Source organism: Paenibacillus sp. 8b26 (genome assembly GCF_050626875.1).
Lineage (GTDB): Bacteria > Bacillota > Bacilli > Paenibacillales > Paenibacillaceae > Paenibacillus.
Map to the genome: position 1 here is coordinate 3,558,931 of NZ_CP192445.1, position 15,555 is coordinate 3,574,485.

Annotated in this window: 13 protein-coding genes and 1 pseudogene; 10 read left to right on the forward strand and 4 right to left on the reverse strand. The window is 44.7% G+C overall.

From position 1 onward, the window contains the following. Positions 1 to 294: 294 nt before the first annotated feature. Both ACQ4MX_RS16360 and ACQ4MX_RS16365 read right to left on the reverse strand, forming a co-directional pair. On the reverse strand, positions 295 to 2,508 hold the full coding sequence (locus ACQ4MX_RS16360) for an alpha-glucuronidase family glycosyl hydrolase (RefSeq protein WP_431085993.1): 2,214 nt from the start codon (positions 2,506 to 2,508) through the stop codon (positions 295 to 297). 33 nt (positions 2,509 to 2,541) lie between these two features. Further along, positions 2,542 to 4,737 (reverse strand): glycoside hydrolase family 52 protein, encoded by a 2,196-nt coding sequence (locus tag ACQ4MX_RS16365; RefSeq protein ID WP_431085994.1) that lies wholly within the window; start codon positions 4,735 to 4,737, stop codon positions 2,542 to 2,544. Between the two features lie 181 nt (positions 4,738 to 4,918). On the opposite strand from ACQ4MX_RS16365, the gene ACQ4MX_RS16370 reads away from it, so the two are divergent. The 3 genes from ACQ4MX_RS16370 (at position 4,919) to ACQ4MX_RS16380 (ending at position 7,324) form a co-directional block, all read left to right on the forward strand. Then, positions 4,919 to 5,860, forward strand: a complete 942-nt coding sequence (locus tag ACQ4MX_RS16370; protein ID WP_431085996.1) for a helix-turn-helix domain-containing protein — start codon at positions 4,919 to 4,921, stop codon at positions 5,858 to 5,860. 59 nt (positions 5,861 to 5,919) lie between these two features. Next, positions 5,920 to 6,627 (forward strand): SDR family oxidoreductase, encoded by a 708-nt coding sequence (locus tag ACQ4MX_RS16375; RefSeq protein ID WP_431085997.1) that lies wholly within the window; start codon positions 5,920 to 5,922, stop codon positions 6,625 to 6,627. 253 nt (positions 6,628 to 6,880) lie between these two features. Further along, positions 6,881 to 7,324 carry an Lrp/AsnC family transcriptional regulator gene (locus tag ACQ4MX_RS16380; RefSeq protein ID WP_044644248.1) on the forward strand — a complete coding sequence of 148 codons (444 nt, stop codon included), beginning with the start codon at positions 6,881 to 6,883 and terminating at the stop codon, positions 7,322 to 7,324. Here the strand turns inward: ACQ4MX_RS16380 and ACQ4MX_RS16385 are convergent. Both ACQ4MX_RS16385 and ACQ4MX_RS16390 read right to left on the reverse strand, forming a co-directional pair. Beyond that, positions 7,310 to 8,491 carry a serine hydrolase domain-containing protein gene (locus ACQ4MX_RS16385; RefSeq protein ID WP_431085999.1) on the reverse strand — a complete coding sequence of 394 codons (1,182 nt, stop codon included), beginning with the start codon at positions 8,489 to 8,491 and terminating at the stop codon, positions 7,310 to 7,312. The genes ACQ4MX_RS16380 and ACQ4MX_RS16385 overlap by 15 nt on opposite strands. Positions 8,492 to 8,676: 185 nt before the next feature. Continuing rightward, complete coding sequence (locus ACQ4MX_RS16390; protein WP_431086000.1) at positions 8,677 to 9,123, reverse strand: AbrB/MazE/SpoVT family DNA-binding domain-containing protein; 447 nt, start codon at positions 9,121 to 9,123, stop codon at positions 8,677 to 8,679. Between the two features lie 456 nt (positions 9,124 to 9,579). Between ACQ4MX_RS16390 and ACQ4MX_RS16395 the strand changes: the two are divergent. The 7 genes and pseudogenes from ACQ4MX_RS16395 to ACQ4MX_RS16425 all read left to right on the forward strand — a co-directional run bounded on the left by ACQ4MX_RS16395 (position 9,580) and on the right by ACQ4MX_RS16425 (position 15,059). Further along, a pseudogene (locus ACQ4MX_RS16395) lies at positions 9,580 to 10,965 on the forward strand (helix-turn-helix domain-containing protein). 102 nt (positions 10,966 to 11,067) lie between these two features. Then, entirely contained in the window at positions 11,068 to 11,193 is a 126-nt protein-coding gene (locus ACQ4MX_RS16400) for a hypothetical protein (RefSeq protein WP_431086001.1), read from the forward strand. A gap of 143 nt (positions 11,194 to 11,336) precedes the next feature. Beyond that, positions 11,337 to 11,525, forward strand: coding sequence for a Spo0E family sporulation regulatory protein-aspartic acid phosphatase (locus ACQ4MX_RS16405; RefSeq protein WP_431086002.1), 189 nt, complete (start codon positions 11,337 to 11,339; stop codon positions 11,523 to 11,525). Positions 11,526 to 11,806: 281 nt separating this feature from the next. Continuing rightward, entirely contained in the window at positions 11,807 to 12,421 is a 615-nt protein-coding gene (locus ACQ4MX_RS16410) for a papain-like cysteine protease family protein (RefSeq protein WP_431086005.1), read from the forward strand. Positions 12,422 to 12,434: 13 nt separating this feature from the next. After that, positions 12,435 to 13,220, forward strand: a complete 786-nt coding sequence (locus ACQ4MX_RS16415) for a hypothetical protein (RefSeq protein ID WP_431086007.1) — start codon at positions 12,435 to 12,437, stop codon at positions 13,218 to 13,220. 457 nt (positions 13,221 to 13,677) lie between these two features. After that, complete coding sequence (locus tag ACQ4MX_RS16420) at positions 13,678 to 14,463, forward strand: hypothetical protein (RefSeq protein WP_431086008.1); 786 nt, start codon at positions 13,678 to 13,680, stop codon at positions 14,461 to 14,463. Positions 14,464 to 14,552: 89 nt separating this feature from the next. After that, positions 14,553 to 15,059 carry a hypothetical protein gene (locus tag ACQ4MX_RS16425; RefSeq protein WP_431086011.1) on the forward strand — a complete coding sequence of 169 codons (507 nt, stop codon included), beginning with the start codon at positions 14,553 to 14,555 and terminating at the stop codon, positions 15,057 to 15,059. Positions 15,060 to 15,555 lie beyond the last annotated feature (496 nt).

Below are 15,555 nucleotides of genomic sequence, written 5' to 3' on the forward strand. Positions count from 1 at the left end.
ACAAAATAATTATAAAGCAATCGGTTGCCCAAAAAGAAGAATTTATTGCACTCTCGAAGGGGAGAAATATGACTAATTCGCTAGTGACACCTTGTTATAGACAGACAAATGAATGCTCCTGTATATGATTCCAAACGTGTTTAAGTCAAAAAAAGCATAGGTCTAAAAATCAGACGTATGCCTTTTAGGATTGTGCAAGATAAGCTGGAGACAACATTCCATACAGAAGTAGGTGAATTTGAGAGCTTGGGAGCCTCATTTATGCATGTATGCAGTGTTACACGGAGGACTATTTTAATAAATAGGGCGATTCTTCTGGTCAGCAATGCCGCTTTTACGGTAAAAATACGTATTGATCCGATCCCGCCACTCCTGAGCGTGCTCAGTTTGATGCTCCAGACGCTCTAGCACCTGTGCATAGATCGCCTCATCCAGATGATCCCTCAAACTAACCCACGTGTCTCTAAGGTTGGCCGCACGTTCCGCACCCTCAAAATGTGTATCATAAATGTGCTGAATGACAGTTTGACCAGAGTGGAGTACGTGCGTATAAGGGACATGATGAAAGAACAATAGCAGCTCATCCGGGCAGGTTTCGGTAGATTCATAGATATCCGCTTGGGGAGAACAATATTGCCCGACATAGCCCGTTCCAGTCGTGGTAGTGCGATCCACCCCGATACCACGGCAATCGGCAAAATGGTAGGTGCCCCACATCGAATATTCGTAGCCATCCACATCCGGCCCATAGTGGTGACCAGGACTGACCATCCAGCCGACCCCGAGAGGGGCGGTGTAGGACTCGTAGATATTCCACGAATCGAGCAGCATTTTTTTAATGGCAGGAACTAGATGTTTGCTATTGCCCGTATAGGAACGATTCCTATGTCCGCCAAACGTCAGCCGAACCCACTCATCTGCGATTTCGTCTGCGGACAGCTCCGGGTCCCATGCCAACCGTCCGTAGCCGTACAGATTGGACTGGGCGAGCAAATGTCCGGTCCAGTTGGTGTCTGCCCCAATATTGGTTACAGCAGCGATCCCATAGTTAGTGTACTTGGTGGAGGAAGGGGAAGCAGGACTGCCATTGCTACCCAAAGAGCCGCTCACGATTCGCTTGATGGTGGAGCCTTTTCCCTGAGCATAAGTGTCAAAATCCAGAACCTCCTTCCACTGCGGAACAAGGTAGCATAAATGCCGTTGCTGTCCTGTGTATTCTTGGGTAATCTGAAATTCCAGCAGTACCTGAGTGGCTTGCAGCGCCCCGAACAGGGGGGAGACAGGCTCCCGCACCTGAAAATCCATGGGACCGTTTTTGATCTGTAAAATGACATTATCGCGGAACAGCCCATCCAGCGGTTTAAAATGGTCAAAGGCCGCGCGAGCCCGATCCGTCTTGCGGTCACGCCAATCCTGCTTGCAGTCGTAGACAAAGCAGCGCCAAATAATCCGTCCACCATAAGGCTGCAACGCATCTGCCAGCATGTTGGCTCCATCGGCGTGATGGCGTCCGTAGCTGAATGGACCGGGCCGATTCTCGGAATCGGCTTTGACCACGAAGCCACCCAGATCGGGAACGGCGGCGTAAACCTCCCGGGCTTTGGTCCGCCACCATTCCGCTACACCGGGGTCTAGAGGATCGGCTGTGGTTAGTCCGCCGAGCTGCATAGGGCTGGCATAGTTAATGCTCAAGTAGATTTGGATGCCATAGGCTCGAAATATTGCAGCTAGCCTGGCTACGTCCGATAAATATTTGTCCGTAATCAGCTCGGTTTCTACTTGATGGACATTCACATTGTTAATGGATAACGACTGAATGCCGACAGATGCGAGCAGACGGGCATAGTCCCTAAGGCGGTCCATATTTTTAGTTAAGGCATTATTTTCGTAAAAAATGGATGCCCCCGCATATCCCCGTTCAACACTGCCATCCATGTTATCCCAGTGATTGATCATGCGGATGGGATTAACCGGATTGGACAATACATCCAGAAACGGACCATCCGATGATTCGGATGATTTGCTGGTGGCTTGTAACGGTAGTTCGCCATCCAGTCTTCCTTGTAGCCAGCGCAGCAGATGAAAAACACCGTACAGCACGCCTGGGGCGGTCTGACCGGCGACCGTGACGTACGGCTCTTTTATAGCATCATACGAAGCTGATTGTGCCGGGTTTATCATCTCAGTTCCACGAATTCGGTAGCCTTCTGCGTTCACATCAGCCTGTTCCTCTGCACTAAATCGTTCTGCCACCAGTGGATGGTCTTTAAATGTACCGAGTGCAATAAATGGCACATCTACAGGAACGTCGTTGATCTTCGGCTGCTGTCCGAACATGGAGGTCAATCCGCGTTGTAGCTCATTTGCAGCGGTTTGGAGCACTTCATCCCCTCCGGTGACCACGATAACATTGCACCATGCGGGCCGATTCTCTGCATGACTGCTGCGTGGATAATGGAGCCAAGCGTCATAGCCGTTCTCTTTTTGCACATCCATATGATTGCTCATATTCGATCCTCCTTGTGCAGATGAAGGTCCGTCTCAGGCATGCTGCTCCTGCTCCATATGCTGCGGTAAGGTTAGGCGATTGCTCTTGCCTTCATACAGCCATAAAATAGCGGTGACTCCGCGTGGGTAATATTTGCTGCCGTGGGCAACGCCTGAGAGCATTTGGTCGCTCCAGCACCAATAGGATTCCTCAGGGTGAAGGAGCCAAGAGACATGGGCAGCATCCGCGGCTTGCCCTGCTTCATCCCAAGGGAACTCCAGCAGCTCGCGGGCAATGAACTGGGACAGGTAGATTTTACTCAGCCAAGAGTTGTTACTGGTCGAGGACAGCTTCCAGCCTCCATCTTCGAACAGGCAAACTCCCGGTGCCAGCACCGTGTCCAACTGGCGTCGAAGGGCCTGTATATATCCGCCAAACCGCCCATTGAGTTGAAGGGCCTCCTCGCATCCTGTGAAGTAAGGGAAGATCAGCCCCTCAATAGCGGGGATAATCTGTGAATCATTCCCCTCTTGAATGACCGCAGGGATATATCCCTTATCTGTCATCTGCACCGTGATCGCTACTGCGCATTTGTCCGCCTGTGAGCCAGCTTCCCGTGAAAGGGTATTGAGTCCTTCCGAGGCAAAAAGCTTCTCCAGCGCAATATATACCGCCCAGCATTTGCTGCCCAAATAGATGTTGTTGCGGGACTGCCCCAAAGAAACGTCCAGACTATCGTAGGTCGTAATTTCCGCGCCGCCCTGCGTTCTGGTGCTGTCCAAGCCCATTAAGCCGTTTCGGTGCGACGGATCAGGGTGATCCCGTTGTAACATGCTGGCGAAGCATTCACGCAAAACGGGCAGCATACGTGTCGTAAACGCCCGATCCTGTGTCTGTTCGATATATACCGTGGCGCAGCATAGCCAGTTTACCAACTCCTCGTGGCTCATATAGGAGAAGCAGTCGTCAATCCCTGCCAGCTCATACGCGGAGTACCCCGGACGGGAAAATACATTAGCTACGCCCATATCATGCGTAAACGTGATGCCGCCTGGATAGGTCTGTTCCTCGGTCGGGAATCGTACCTCATCGCGGTAGCTGTACCGTTTTACAAACCACTCCAGTTCGTTGCGTACCGTCCACGGGTTCAAAATCAACTCAAAGTAAAGCTGATCTGCCGTTAAATCCAGCGTATTCATCATCCGATATTCGCCTTCATTGACGATCCAGATGGGTTCTCCATCCGCTTGCTGGCTGAGCAATTGGGTACTGCCATAGTAGCTGTGGATCGCCTGTGCGAGCATAAATTCCTGATCCTTGCTCAAGCCTGCCGACTCGATCCAGTGATTCGCCTGGATACAGGATGCCTTCAGGGCTGTAAAATGCTCCAAGGCATAGCCCGCCACGTCTTCAATATCCGTGAACAGCCGGGTGTAATAATACGCTGTGTCGATACCTGTAGTGACGATGCCGCCCCGGTAAAAACAGACGGCAAAGGAATACGTGCGCTTCTCGCCTGCGGGAACGTCCATCAGGAGCGCAGCCGTTCCACCCAGGCCGAAGGATAAGTTCTCGGCAATCGACTCCCCAAGCAGCTTCTCCAGCGTAAATCCACAGGCAGGTACCGCTTCACTGCTGTTAGTCACAATGGCCGTGCTACGCCCTTGTCCGACGCCCGTGATTTTTCCCAACGTCCCGACATTCAACCCCGCAGCTTCCCCGCGCGGGTCTTCGCCAACAATGCGCATGCCGCTGTACGGATCACTGCCCTGATAGCCGAAAAAGGCTTTCCGCGCAGCCGTTCCCTGCGTGTTATCAATCGTAAGCTCGGCAAATACCGCCGGAACCAGCGCAGCCCGCAGCTCATCTACATCCGCTTTCCCCGGTTCTGGAACCGGACGGACAGGAGAATACAGCCGGAACGTCAAATCTCCGGCGCTCCATGTATCTGTGCCAGCTTTTAGCTCACGGGTAATGGCTTGATCGGCAAAGGGAACAAGCTGTGGCTCCGTTCGTTTATCCTTTTTCTCCACATCGTATCGGGCGCTTTCGTCCTGTGTGGCTGCAAAAAAGGGGAGCGCCTCATAGACCTCGCCGTCTCTGGATTGCAGCCCGATATATACATTTTCATCCGCGGGCTTGCCTAGCTCCAAGCCGAGTCCACCCCGATTACCCTTGAACCCGAGTGTAAAGCTGGAAAAGGCACCGACAGGTGAGTGTTGCGTGTTATAAAATATATTTTTCGTCATATAATGAAACCCCTTTCAATATAAAGAGTGACTTTCAGATACAAAAGTATTTTGCAGCATCCTCATATAGAGCCTAGCATGCTAAGGTTCAGGGAACCATTGTCAAATCGCGCCATCATTTATCCAAATCGCGCTAAAAACGATATACTGGAGTAAAACCATCAACGTCAGGAGGGGAAGCATGTCGTCACCACGTTTACCGAACTGCCCAGAGCCTACAGACCTTACGGCTACTGGAGAGGAGTACTTTTTTCCCGATGTACGAACGACGGTCAATCTGTTTGCCATCCATACGCGAAGAGTCGGAAGGGAATGGAGCTACCCGCCACATACGCATCCTCAATATGAAATTAATATCGTGCTTGCAGGAGAGCAGGTGATGGTGGTGGATGGCCGCAGCTATACACAACGGCAAGGTGATCTGGTGCTGCTGCGACCGGGAATTGTTCACTCCAGCTACAGCAGCGGGGAGGGCTTTACGTATTTTTGCATGCATTTCGACATTGATGACAAGCTGTTCCTCTCGTTACTGAGCCGACTGGAGCAGGTATTGTTTCCAGCTGAAGGTGCGGTGGCGAGGCAGATAGGACCCGCGCTGGATAAGTTGCTCGAACTTTCCACACCCAATGCAGAACAAGCAGGGGATTCGGTGGCCAAGCGTATGCGGATTCAATCTGCCGTATTTGAGCTGTTCGCTACGTTATGGGAGGCGGTATCCAGCGAAGCGGCGCATCTGCCGGGGCGCGGATACGTGCAGGCTGAGCTTGCCCATCAGATTGCCAGCCGACTTCAAGGCAGGGTGAATCAGCATTTTGGACAAATCGACTCTGTAGAAAAGCATGATGGGATTGAAGGCATTTCATCGGAATTAGGGATTAGCGTTTCCCATTGTAATCGTGTATTTCGTAGTGTTTTTGGTGTATCTCCCCGTGTGTATCTGTCTGGTCTTGTCCTGCACGAGGCTAAGTTGCTATTGGCTGATCCGCAATGGACGGTGCAGCAAATTACCGATATGCTCGGTTATGGAAACATTGCCCATTTTAGCAGGCAGTTCAAACGATGGTCCGGTCAGTCGCCGACATCCTACCGTAAAAGCACTGTGCAGGAAAGCCCATCCGATTAAAAATATGTATACTAATAAAATAGTTATGATATAATCCTCACAAAGGAGCTGAGAATTGTATGATTTTACATCAAAAACGTGTCGTCGTCATTGGCGGCAGTGCAGGTATAGGACTGGCAACAGCAATAGAAGCAGCAAAGCAGGGAGCGAGTATCGTAATTGCTGGGCGTTCTGCGGAGAAATTGGAGCAGGCGAAGAAAGTTATCCCTGCGGAATCGGTGGAAACCTTCCAACTGAATAATCAGAAGGAGGAGGAAGTGCAGGCATTTTTTGAAAAGGTCGGCGCATTCGACCATCTGTTTACACCAGGCGCGAGCTACACACGTGGTCCGATCACGATTGATACGGAAATGGCGAAGACTCCGTTTGAAGGGAAATTCTGGCCGCAATATTTCGCTGCCAAGCATGCGGTTCCGCATATTTCCAAGGAAGGCTCCATCGTCCTCATGTCTGGAGCATTCAGCCAGCGGCCGATGGGCTTTGGCGCTACATACGGGGCGGCTAACGGCGCAATCGAAAGCTTGGGTAAAGCTTTGGCGGTAGAATTGGCTCCGGTACGGGTCAATGTTGTATCTCCCGGCACCATCTGGAGAGATGGCTCCGAGGGCGAACAGCGGGCGCAAGCTTTTGAGGAATACAAGGAAGTAACCTTGCTCCATCGGGTGGGTTATAACGAGGAAATCGCGCATACCGTGTTGTATCTGATGACGAACAAGTTCACCACCGGAAGCGTGCTGTTCCCGGATGGCGGCTACACGCTGATCTAATCCAAGCCACACGCAATCAACAGGTAGGAAACCTGTTTTCTAAACAAAAACCGGTCTAACACGTAGCATCGTGTTAGCCGGTTTTCTTTGGCTTTAGGGTATCAAGTCCTTCTGTATAGCAGTTCTCTTTACCGTCATAGTTTTACATGGTAATATTCGATTGTTGGATATAATTCAAAGTCATTGTCTGAATAGATGATAAAAAATAAAGTATATATGCAATATAACCTTGTATTTAAGGAGTAGATTACCTATGGACCAAGTGGATCATAAAATTTTGTTATGTCTACAAAACCAGGCACGCATCTCCATGACCGAGCTGGGCAAGGAGGTTGGACTTTCCCAGCCCGCTGTCACGGAAAGAGTAAGGCGCATGGAGGATAAAGGCATTATCACTGGATATCGGGCCATGGTTTCACATGAAAAAGTCGGAAAGCCGATCATGGCCCATGTGCTCGTGCATACGAATCAATGCAATTCATTTGTTGAGTTTTGTCAATCTGCACCTGAGGTCATTGAGTGCCATCGAATTAGCGGTGAGCAAAATTATTTACTTAAGGTTATGGTCGAATCCATGCTTAAGCTGGAGCAATTCGGGGATGAGTGCGGAAAGCACGGTCACTCTACCACGTTAATTGTCTTATCCTCGCCTGTAGAGCTTAAACATGTAACTCCCGCTTTATTAGACCCTTTTTGAGCTGCCGTAAATGGCTTGGCAAAGCTCGGTTGTAAACGGACCCGACATACCTTCAAATGCTGTATTGGTAAAGGCAACAACGCTGAGTCTTTGCGCGGGATCAACGAACCATGAATGACCGTAAGCTCCTCCGAGACGCCACGTTCCGGGGGATTCTGCTGTTTCGCCTTCGTCGGGATTTTGGAGTACGGTGAATCCCAGTCCGAAGCCCCGTCCCGGCCAGCCTGCCAAGGAGAGATTCCCGGTCTGGATGGTGCCCATTTCACGTACCCATTCCTCAGAAAGTAATGGATTGCCACCGTTTCGCAGTGTTTCCAGTAGTCGCATAAAGTCTTTTGCGCTGCCAATCATACCCGAGCCGCCAGAGTGGAAAGCCGTCGGATCAAAGGCGCGTGCAGGCTGAAAACGAAGTCCTGCTGTGCCTTCAAACACCTGCGCAACCTCAAGCTCACGCATCCGGCGGGGTTCCAGAGTATCGTTGACATAAGCGGCGGCAAGTCGTTCGGGATCAGCAACTGTGAAGCTAGTGTCTTGCATACCGAGGGGGTCTGTAACGAGCTTTTTAACAGCCTGCTCAAGGGTTGTGCCGCATACGCGACTAATGATAGCGCCGAGTACATCGGTGGCAATGGAATAGCCCCATGCTTTACCCGGTGTATACAACAGAGGCACAGAAGCCAAACGTTGCAAGTTCTCTTCAAGGGTAAGATTTGAAAAATCCATGCCATCTGATACGCCTGCACGTTGATAGGGGCCGCCGCCTTCTTCCTCTAAAAAGCCATAGGTCAGCCCGGCAGTATGTGTGAGCAATTGCCGTACCGTAATGGATGGTTGCTCGCCGCTGATCAAGCGGGGGCGAAAGTCCGGCAACCAGCGTTCAATGGATTCATCGAGTCCAATCTGTCCTTGGGCTGCCAAAACCAAGGCCGCTGTAGATACAATTGGCTTGGATATAGAAGAGAGCCGAAATAAAGCATCCTCGCGCATAGGAAGATTTTCTTCTCGATCAGCCAGCCCCGCCGCTCGCACATACACGGGTGAACCATCGATATATACCATGACGACTGCGCCAACCAGGCGCTTCTCGGCAAGGGTTTGATCTATGACTGCATTCACACGTCCGTCCAGACCATCTTGTATCGCTAAAACTCTATTTTCTACACTCATGAATATCTCATCCTCTCTATGATCCAGCGGTTATCGCTTGATGGAACTTAGTTTACAGGATGGGAAGACGGTATTACATAAGTAAACAAAGGTATTCAGTGAGTATTCACGTTAAAATAAAATTATATGATAAGAATGGCTTTGGATTTAAAAGAACAGGATTTTACAAGAGGTTATGCTGCGTTTTACAGTAACTTTTTAAGCTGAGATATACGTCCTTGTGACACGCCAAGCCATTTAGCATAGTCGTATTGTCTGGCATCGGGATGCTCCTGAATGAGTTCCCTAAGACGTCCGAGTAATTTTTCTGCCGACTGATTCGTTCTTTTGTGGGGGTGTGTATCTTTTTTAATAGAAGGAGTCGGTATGGGGCTACAATCTATATTCTCCTTTAATTTATGGATACAGTCGATGCATAGAAATGAATCTCTGAAATAGGTTAGATTTTCAACCGCACTACACATTTTACAGGAAACGCCCATATACTTCTTTACAGCCATAAAGCCCGTTTCATCATCCACAAAAAATTCTAGCGAATCCCCACTATTCATATTCATCGTCATTCGCATTTCTATAGGAACTACGATTCGACCCAAAGTATCCAATGAGCGGGTCATACCTGTGTTTTTCATAACCTACCTCCTCTTTAATCCTTACATGCTGCTGTGAATGATCAGATACCTGCACTTGCTGCATATAAAACGCTTCTTAAATGCGGTTAATTCTTCTTTTGATTTACAAAACTCGCAGGTTTGGTCGTTATATTTAGTGACGGATATGGTTGCCCCCTCTAAAAGAAATTCAATACAATCAGAAGGTTGAATATGACACGTATTCAGTATTTCTTTGGGAATTAAGAGTCGTACCAATCCATCTAATTTTCTCGTCATTCCTATGTCCTTCATGTTAAAAACTCCCATTAAAAAGATGATAATCAATAAAATAGTAGTATTTATTGTTGTTCCAAAAGGTGGTACTATTGTGATGTGAAAAGGAAAACATTTCATAATATTATGAATTTTTGAACTACATAGCTTCATTTACTAGGTTTATACCCCAGAGTCCACAATTGAAAGGGTGGTTTATTCATGGAAATCACACCTACGATAAGAGCAGAATTAGAAAAGTATCTAAAGCAACAAGATATGAGCAGAACTGAGTTTGGACATATCGCAGGACTGAATCCAGGTACTGTGAGTGGCATTGTAACGGGCAATCGGACTATCTCTGTTAACCAATTGGATCGTATTACTTCAACGATGGAATTACCACCAGATCATTTTTATCACCGATATGTTGAAGAATGCATTGAGGAAGAACCCCTCAACTGGCGAAGAATATCCCCGTTCTTGTACCGATGTGTGGAGCTTGATTGACTCGATTGCTTGCAGCGAGTTGTATTTCTATTGCTAGATAATCCTATTTATCCTCCGTTGCTCTTTGAAGTAGCCGAGGATGCTTTCAAAGATGGCCACAATGAAGCAGCGGCGTTCCTGTATAAAAATGTGGCTGAAAGTGAAAAGCAGCAGCATTCCGAGCGACTTGCGGTATGCCAGTATCGCTTGTTTAAGCTCACGATTGAGAAAGATCAAGCGATTAATCTCGAAGCAGCAAATAAATTTGAGCCTTTTGTTAACCGTTTGGGCGAAATCGATCAACTCGAAGCTTTAAAAGATTTAGCGAATGTATACAGATCATTGAGCCAGTGGGACAAGGTGTACGAGTTTGCTAAGGAAATGGGACGGTTAGGGAAAATACAATATGATCTGGCTCATAACCCAAAGCGCAAGAAACAAGAGCCAGTAAGGAAACTAAGTGGGCCACTTTTTATTTATATAGCCTACTCGGATCTATTGCGTGCAGCTGTGTATGATGCAAAGGGAGAACATATGAAAGCTTTACAGCATCTCCATGCTAACGCTGATTTAAGCTGGGTAAAGGAACAGGATCCAGACACCCTTCATTGGATTGGTTTATTTCAACATTGGACGAGAATTAATACCTACGTAAACAGGCTCATGTCAGGAGATATCAGCGTGCTGCCGGGTTATGTAGAGTATATGGCAGGTAAAGAAGAAATTTTTGCCGAACTCTTGAATGTCCTAGAAACAGCCAATCGCTACAATATAGACGTTGATTATATTTTAGAGCGTTTTGAACCCCAAATTACAGCCTATCAGGAACCATCATCGGATGATACGTATACACAGCAAGTTTTAGTTGAACAATACGTACGGTTTTGGTACAAGTTGGCTAGTTATAATCTGAATAAAAGTAGATACTCTTATGGTTTTGAATGCCTCTTAGTTGCTTGGGAAAAGGCTCTTACAATTAATAATGAACTAATCCTTTCAAATTGTGCACGATTATTCGAACGTTTCAGAGTGAATGCTGTCCATACAACAGGAAAAAAACTTCAAAAAATGTGGAAAGAAATTGATCAAAAAGATGGCTACTTTCTTAATGGGAATTAGTCTGATCAGATCTTTTAATCATCACTTACAACAAGTGTTTCAGAGTGTGTCTGCCCCTGAAACACTGACTCCATACCAAACGGTCTAAGGAGGTGAGAGAGAATGATGAAAAAGATTGCTTTTTTCTTAGTAGCAACAAGCTTTATGCTAGGATTCATTGCGCCCGTTCAAGCTATAAGTCAAGCTTCTGGCACAGTTCAAACTCAGGAATTAATTGGTGGATTCTGAATCAAATAACAACTCATTGCCAAAGACCAGCTTAGATGCTGGTCTTTTTTTTATTTCCATTTTGCCGATTCTTGAATGAAAAAATGGACGATTCATATTTACCCATTCCATCCTAAAATGAGATTCATTAGGAGGGGATTTGGATGAAGACAGATGAAACATTAAATCAGCAATTAGAAAATGCAAGACAGCGGCTTCATGATTTGTATGACCAGTACGGTTTTGGACATTCCTCTGTGCTTGAGCAATCTATGCTTTTGGACGAGCTCATTAACCAGCACAACCGTATCTTCCAACCCTCCTTATGCAAAAATAATTTCCCCAGCGAGTAACAGAACTGACTATATCACTATATCTATTAAATACCTTATATGAAATATAAATACATAAGAAAGTCAGAAAATGTTAAATTTTTATGGGGAGAGCTTGATGTTGCGGCAGTTTATACAGCGAGTATTGGCGGATACAGGATTTTTAAAGAATAAGACCATAGTTTGTTAACTTTACCCTAAAATTGAAGCATGATACATTTTTAATATCTTCTTGGGTTATCTATCATGAGTATTTAGAATAGTTATGTAGAGGGGATGGTTGAAAAAGGAAAATCAAATAGTTGTTTTTATCACCAAAATATCTTGTGAAAGGAAAGATGGAAGTGAAAAAACAGTTTAAGCTTTTCGCTATTCTATGTATGTTGTTGGCCATTTCTTTTTCTGTAATCCCATCTTCTTCGTATGCTGCATTTTCAGGGCTTAGAACTTTGGGGGCATATGCGAGCGTACAGGAAAGAGACTCCTGGTGCTGGGCAGCTGTATCTCAGGGTATTTTACGCTATTACGATAAATCAGTGACTCAAGCTAATTTTGTAAGGACTGTAAAAGGTTCTGTTATAAATGAAGGAGCTTCCGATCAAGAAGCAAAGAGGGGATTAAGCGCCTATGGACTTAACAGTACGCTTGCAAGCTCTTCTATATCCTACAGTTCAATTGTTACGCAAATTGTAGATTATAGTCGGCCTATATACGCGGGGTGGTCATGGTCAAATGGTGGAGGCCATGCTGTTCTGATTAAAGGCATTCAAAATTCACATCTTACAGATAACGTTGATTGGGTTTTTTATGTCGATCCTCTTGATGCTACTACTAATAAGGCTAGTTACTCTTGGGTGAAAGGTAGTAACAGCGTTGGTCACGTGTGGGACGGTACACTTTATAATATAACTAACTAAGGAGGTGTTGTAATTGAAAAAGGTGTCGCTATTGCTGATATGCTTATTTTGTATATTCGACTCGAATGCATTTGCTTCAAATGCGGAAGATATTCCTTCTGAAGTAAGGAGTGCTGCCGAGCAAGGGTTGAAGTCCTTTATTTCAGATGCTACTCAAAGTCCTTCCGAGTATGGTTATGCAAATGCAGAAGAAGTGAACCGTATTGGATTAGGTGAAGGGTATAAGCTTTATGCAGTTGATAAGAACTTATTGAACAAAGAAAGTAATAGTTTAAAAGACTATACATTAGATACTGGTGGTTGGTTGTTCACGATTCAGTTAAATGGTGTAGCCAAAAATTATTTGACAGTTGCATTAGAAGATGGAGAATATAAAACTGTTCAGGTGGGTGGAAATGCTAATAACTACGGAAATGCCTTGGCAAGAATTAAGTCAGAGCATGGAGATCCCGAAGTAGTCCAAGCTGGACCTGCCTACTATTTTGTAGCAAAGGACGCTGCGAAAGACTCAGTTAAGGACATTATTTTATCCTCTGTACCGGAGAATAAAGCGTCATTATTCCAAGCTTTGGGGAATGACGAGTATCGGACTACCAGTGAAGTTATTACTTTCCTTAAGAAACAAGCGAGTTCTAATAATGATAATTCTGGTACCGAGAAACTAAGAAGCGGAGGATTTGCCAATGCTGCTCCTGAGGCCAACACCAATATAAATCAAATTTTGATAGTGTCAGCAGTGGTTTTAATTTTAGGTGCTGTAACAATCGTCTTTCTTCGTAAAAAAACTAATCGCGGATAACAGTTCGAGTTGTAAACCAAGTTTTTGCATAATCCAACTCTAAGGGCACGTGGGTGGATTCTGATCTAAGTTTTAAATTTTCTACCATGGACCAGCTTTTAAGCTGGTCTTTTTTATTTCATTCTGCCGCTTCTTGAATGAAAACAGCGAGTATTGGCGGATACAGGATTTTTAAAGAAAAGGGACTGAATTATTGAACGTTATCAAAAAAAGAAATATGTTACACTTTTTATATATTATTGGATAATATTAGTGGTACTAGAAATAGTAGAGGAGATGGTTAAGAGGGTGTAATCAAATGAAAGTTATGGAGCCTCGTAAATAAGGGAGGATCGGATCGGGAAGTAAAAAGCGCGTTAGCATATGGGGGATTAAGCTCTGCAATTGATAAAGAGCCGCTACCCCATAAACGAAATTTATGTGGACTAAAACATGAGCACTAAGGAGGAGTGATAAAATGTATAAAAAAATACTTGGAATTGCGTTTTCTTGTATCTTATTGTTTCCTATAACGGTCTTAGCGGCAAATGAGGTTCCGCAGGAAGTTGAACAATCTATTGAAAAAGATTTGGGGAATTTCAAAGATGATATTAGACAGAATACAGGATTCAAAATAACAACTACTAAAGAAGCGGAAAATTTAACGCTTGATGAAGGCTTTAAGGTTTACACTGTAAATTCTAAAGCTATTAGATCAGGAAATACAGATAAAGCTAATGACATATTGAAATCTAAAGGGTACTTATTCTCCATAAAAAGTGGACAACAAAATAACGGAATTGTTTTTTCAGAAGATGGGAAAAGAATACGATCAGCTTATAGTGATCTTGAGTTTCCAAGTCAATTCGAAGAAACAAAGAAACTGGTCGGCTACGATGAAAACAGCAAACTGATATATGATGATCGACTGGCTACGGTTGCTCTAATTTCTGATATAGATGGGAAGGAAGTTGTGGTTCCTCTTAGAGAGAGTGTATACATGGACTTTAAGCCATTGAAAGTATACAATCTACAGGAATTTATAGAGTTTCTATCTGCCAATGAGAAAGTTCGACAAGAAGCAGCTTCAAAAAATGATTCGGATGAACCGATCTCTGGAGGTAGCCCATCCAGTCTAAGCTCGACTGCTTCACAGGCCAATGCAAGCAAAATCAGCACTGGGGAATTGTCATTAATCTTTATTGCCGGGTTAATGATTATTGGTGGAGTTTCCTTCGTAATTAAGAAAAGGAAAAAAGTGTGAATTTCTAAAATTTCAAGAGCCACCTCTCTATTGAGAGAGTGGTTTTTGGTATAACGGTGCTAAAATTTTCAACAAAGGAGACGGTAAAGTTGAGAAATAAAAAGCTGATCATCTTTGGATTAATTGTTGTTCTGATTTTAGCCGCATTGTTTTATGGTTCTTTTTATAAAAAAAACAAAGAAGTAGAATGGCTTTACGATAGGTTAGGGGTTCAATTACCCAAAGAAACAAGAATCTGGTTCAGTGATGAATCATATGGAGCGCTTGGGGATGGATATCGTTTGTATATTTACCAAATTAGTTCTGAAGAAATGAAGGAATTGACCAAAAGAGGAACGTTGAATAATTGGTCTAAACTACCGTTACCTACAGAGTTAAGTGAGCCGCTGTTCGAAAAAATTAAAGACATTACAAATGAAGAAATAGCTAATCTTTTACCTTTTAAAGGAACTCAGGGTTATTACACGATTAGAAATAATCGTACTAATAGTTTAATTATGAGTAGAGATGTATATGATTTTAGTTATAATAACGTGATCATTAGCATGATCAACTTAGAAAATAATAGAATATACTTTTTGTCATACGATATGTAATTCAAGCCCATACCCCGTTCTGTAAATCTATGATGTGTACTTGAAGCTTACAAATGAGGAGTAGATGGAGGTCACAAATGGTTTTACTAAAAGATGCCCATTTAATAATCTTACTTGGGAAAAAATCCTCGCCCCGTTTAAAACCCATCTTACTTGGATTATCCCCCTTAGTGTGATTACGTTCTTTGTGCTGGCATATGTAATTTTTATATGGGTAGCATTGTGGGTAGAATAATGGGCGGTAGTTCTTCCGGAGATGAAATATTGTCTATATATCTCCGCCAAGGGCATCGAGCATGTAGAATCTAACGATATCTAAATTTCAGCGTAAAAGTTGGTTAATTCCGAAAAAATAACATCTCTTTATAATGAAAGTAAATGCTAAAATTTTCAACAAAGGAGGTATTATTAATTGAAGACTGCACTACATAAAAGGTTGACTTGCTTGGTTGTTTTGGGAGGGATGAATTTTAATTTTTCAATCTTCTAATCAAAC

Bases quoted from the DNA above. Each gene is read 5' to 3' on its own strand.
- ACQ4MX_RS16360 (WP_431085993.1), bottom strand. From the start codon at position 2,508: ATGAGCAATCATATGGATGTGCAAAAAGAGAACGGCTATGACGCTTGG.
- ACQ4MX_RS16365 (WP_431085994.1), bottom strand. From the start codon at position 4,737: ATGACGAAAAATATATTTTATAACACGCAACACTCACCTGTCGGTGCC.
- ACQ4MX_RS16370 (WP_431085996.1), top strand. From the start codon at position 4,919: ATGTCGTCACCACGTTTACCGAACTGCCCAGAGCCTACAGACCTTACG.
- ACQ4MX_RS16375 (WP_431085997.1), top strand. From the start codon at position 5,920: ATGATTTTACATCAAAAACGTGTCGTCGTCATTGGCGGCAGTGCAGGT.
- ACQ4MX_RS16380 (WP_044644248.1), top strand. From the start codon at position 6,881: ATGGACCAAGTGGATCATAAAATTTTGTTATGTCTACAAAACCAGGCA.
- ACQ4MX_RS16385 (WP_431085999.1), bottom strand. From the start codon at position 8,491: ATGAGTGTAGAAAATAGAGTTTTAGCGATACAAGATGGTCTGGACGGA.
- ACQ4MX_RS16390 (WP_431086000.1), bottom strand. From the start codon at position 9,123: ATGAAAAACACAGGTATGACCCGCTCATTGGATACTTTGGGTCGAATC.
- ACQ4MX_RS16400 (WP_431086001.1), top strand. From the start codon at position 11,068: ATGATGAAAAAGATTGCTTTTTTCTTAGTAGCAACAAGCTTTATGCTA.
- ACQ4MX_RS16405 (WP_431086002.1), top strand. From the start codon at position 11,337: ATGAAGACAGATGAAACATTAAATCAGCAATTAGAAAATGCAAGACAG.
- ACQ4MX_RS16420 (WP_431086008.1), top strand. From the start codon at position 13,678: ATGTATAAAAAAATACTTGGAATTGCGTTTTCTTGTATCTTATTGTTT.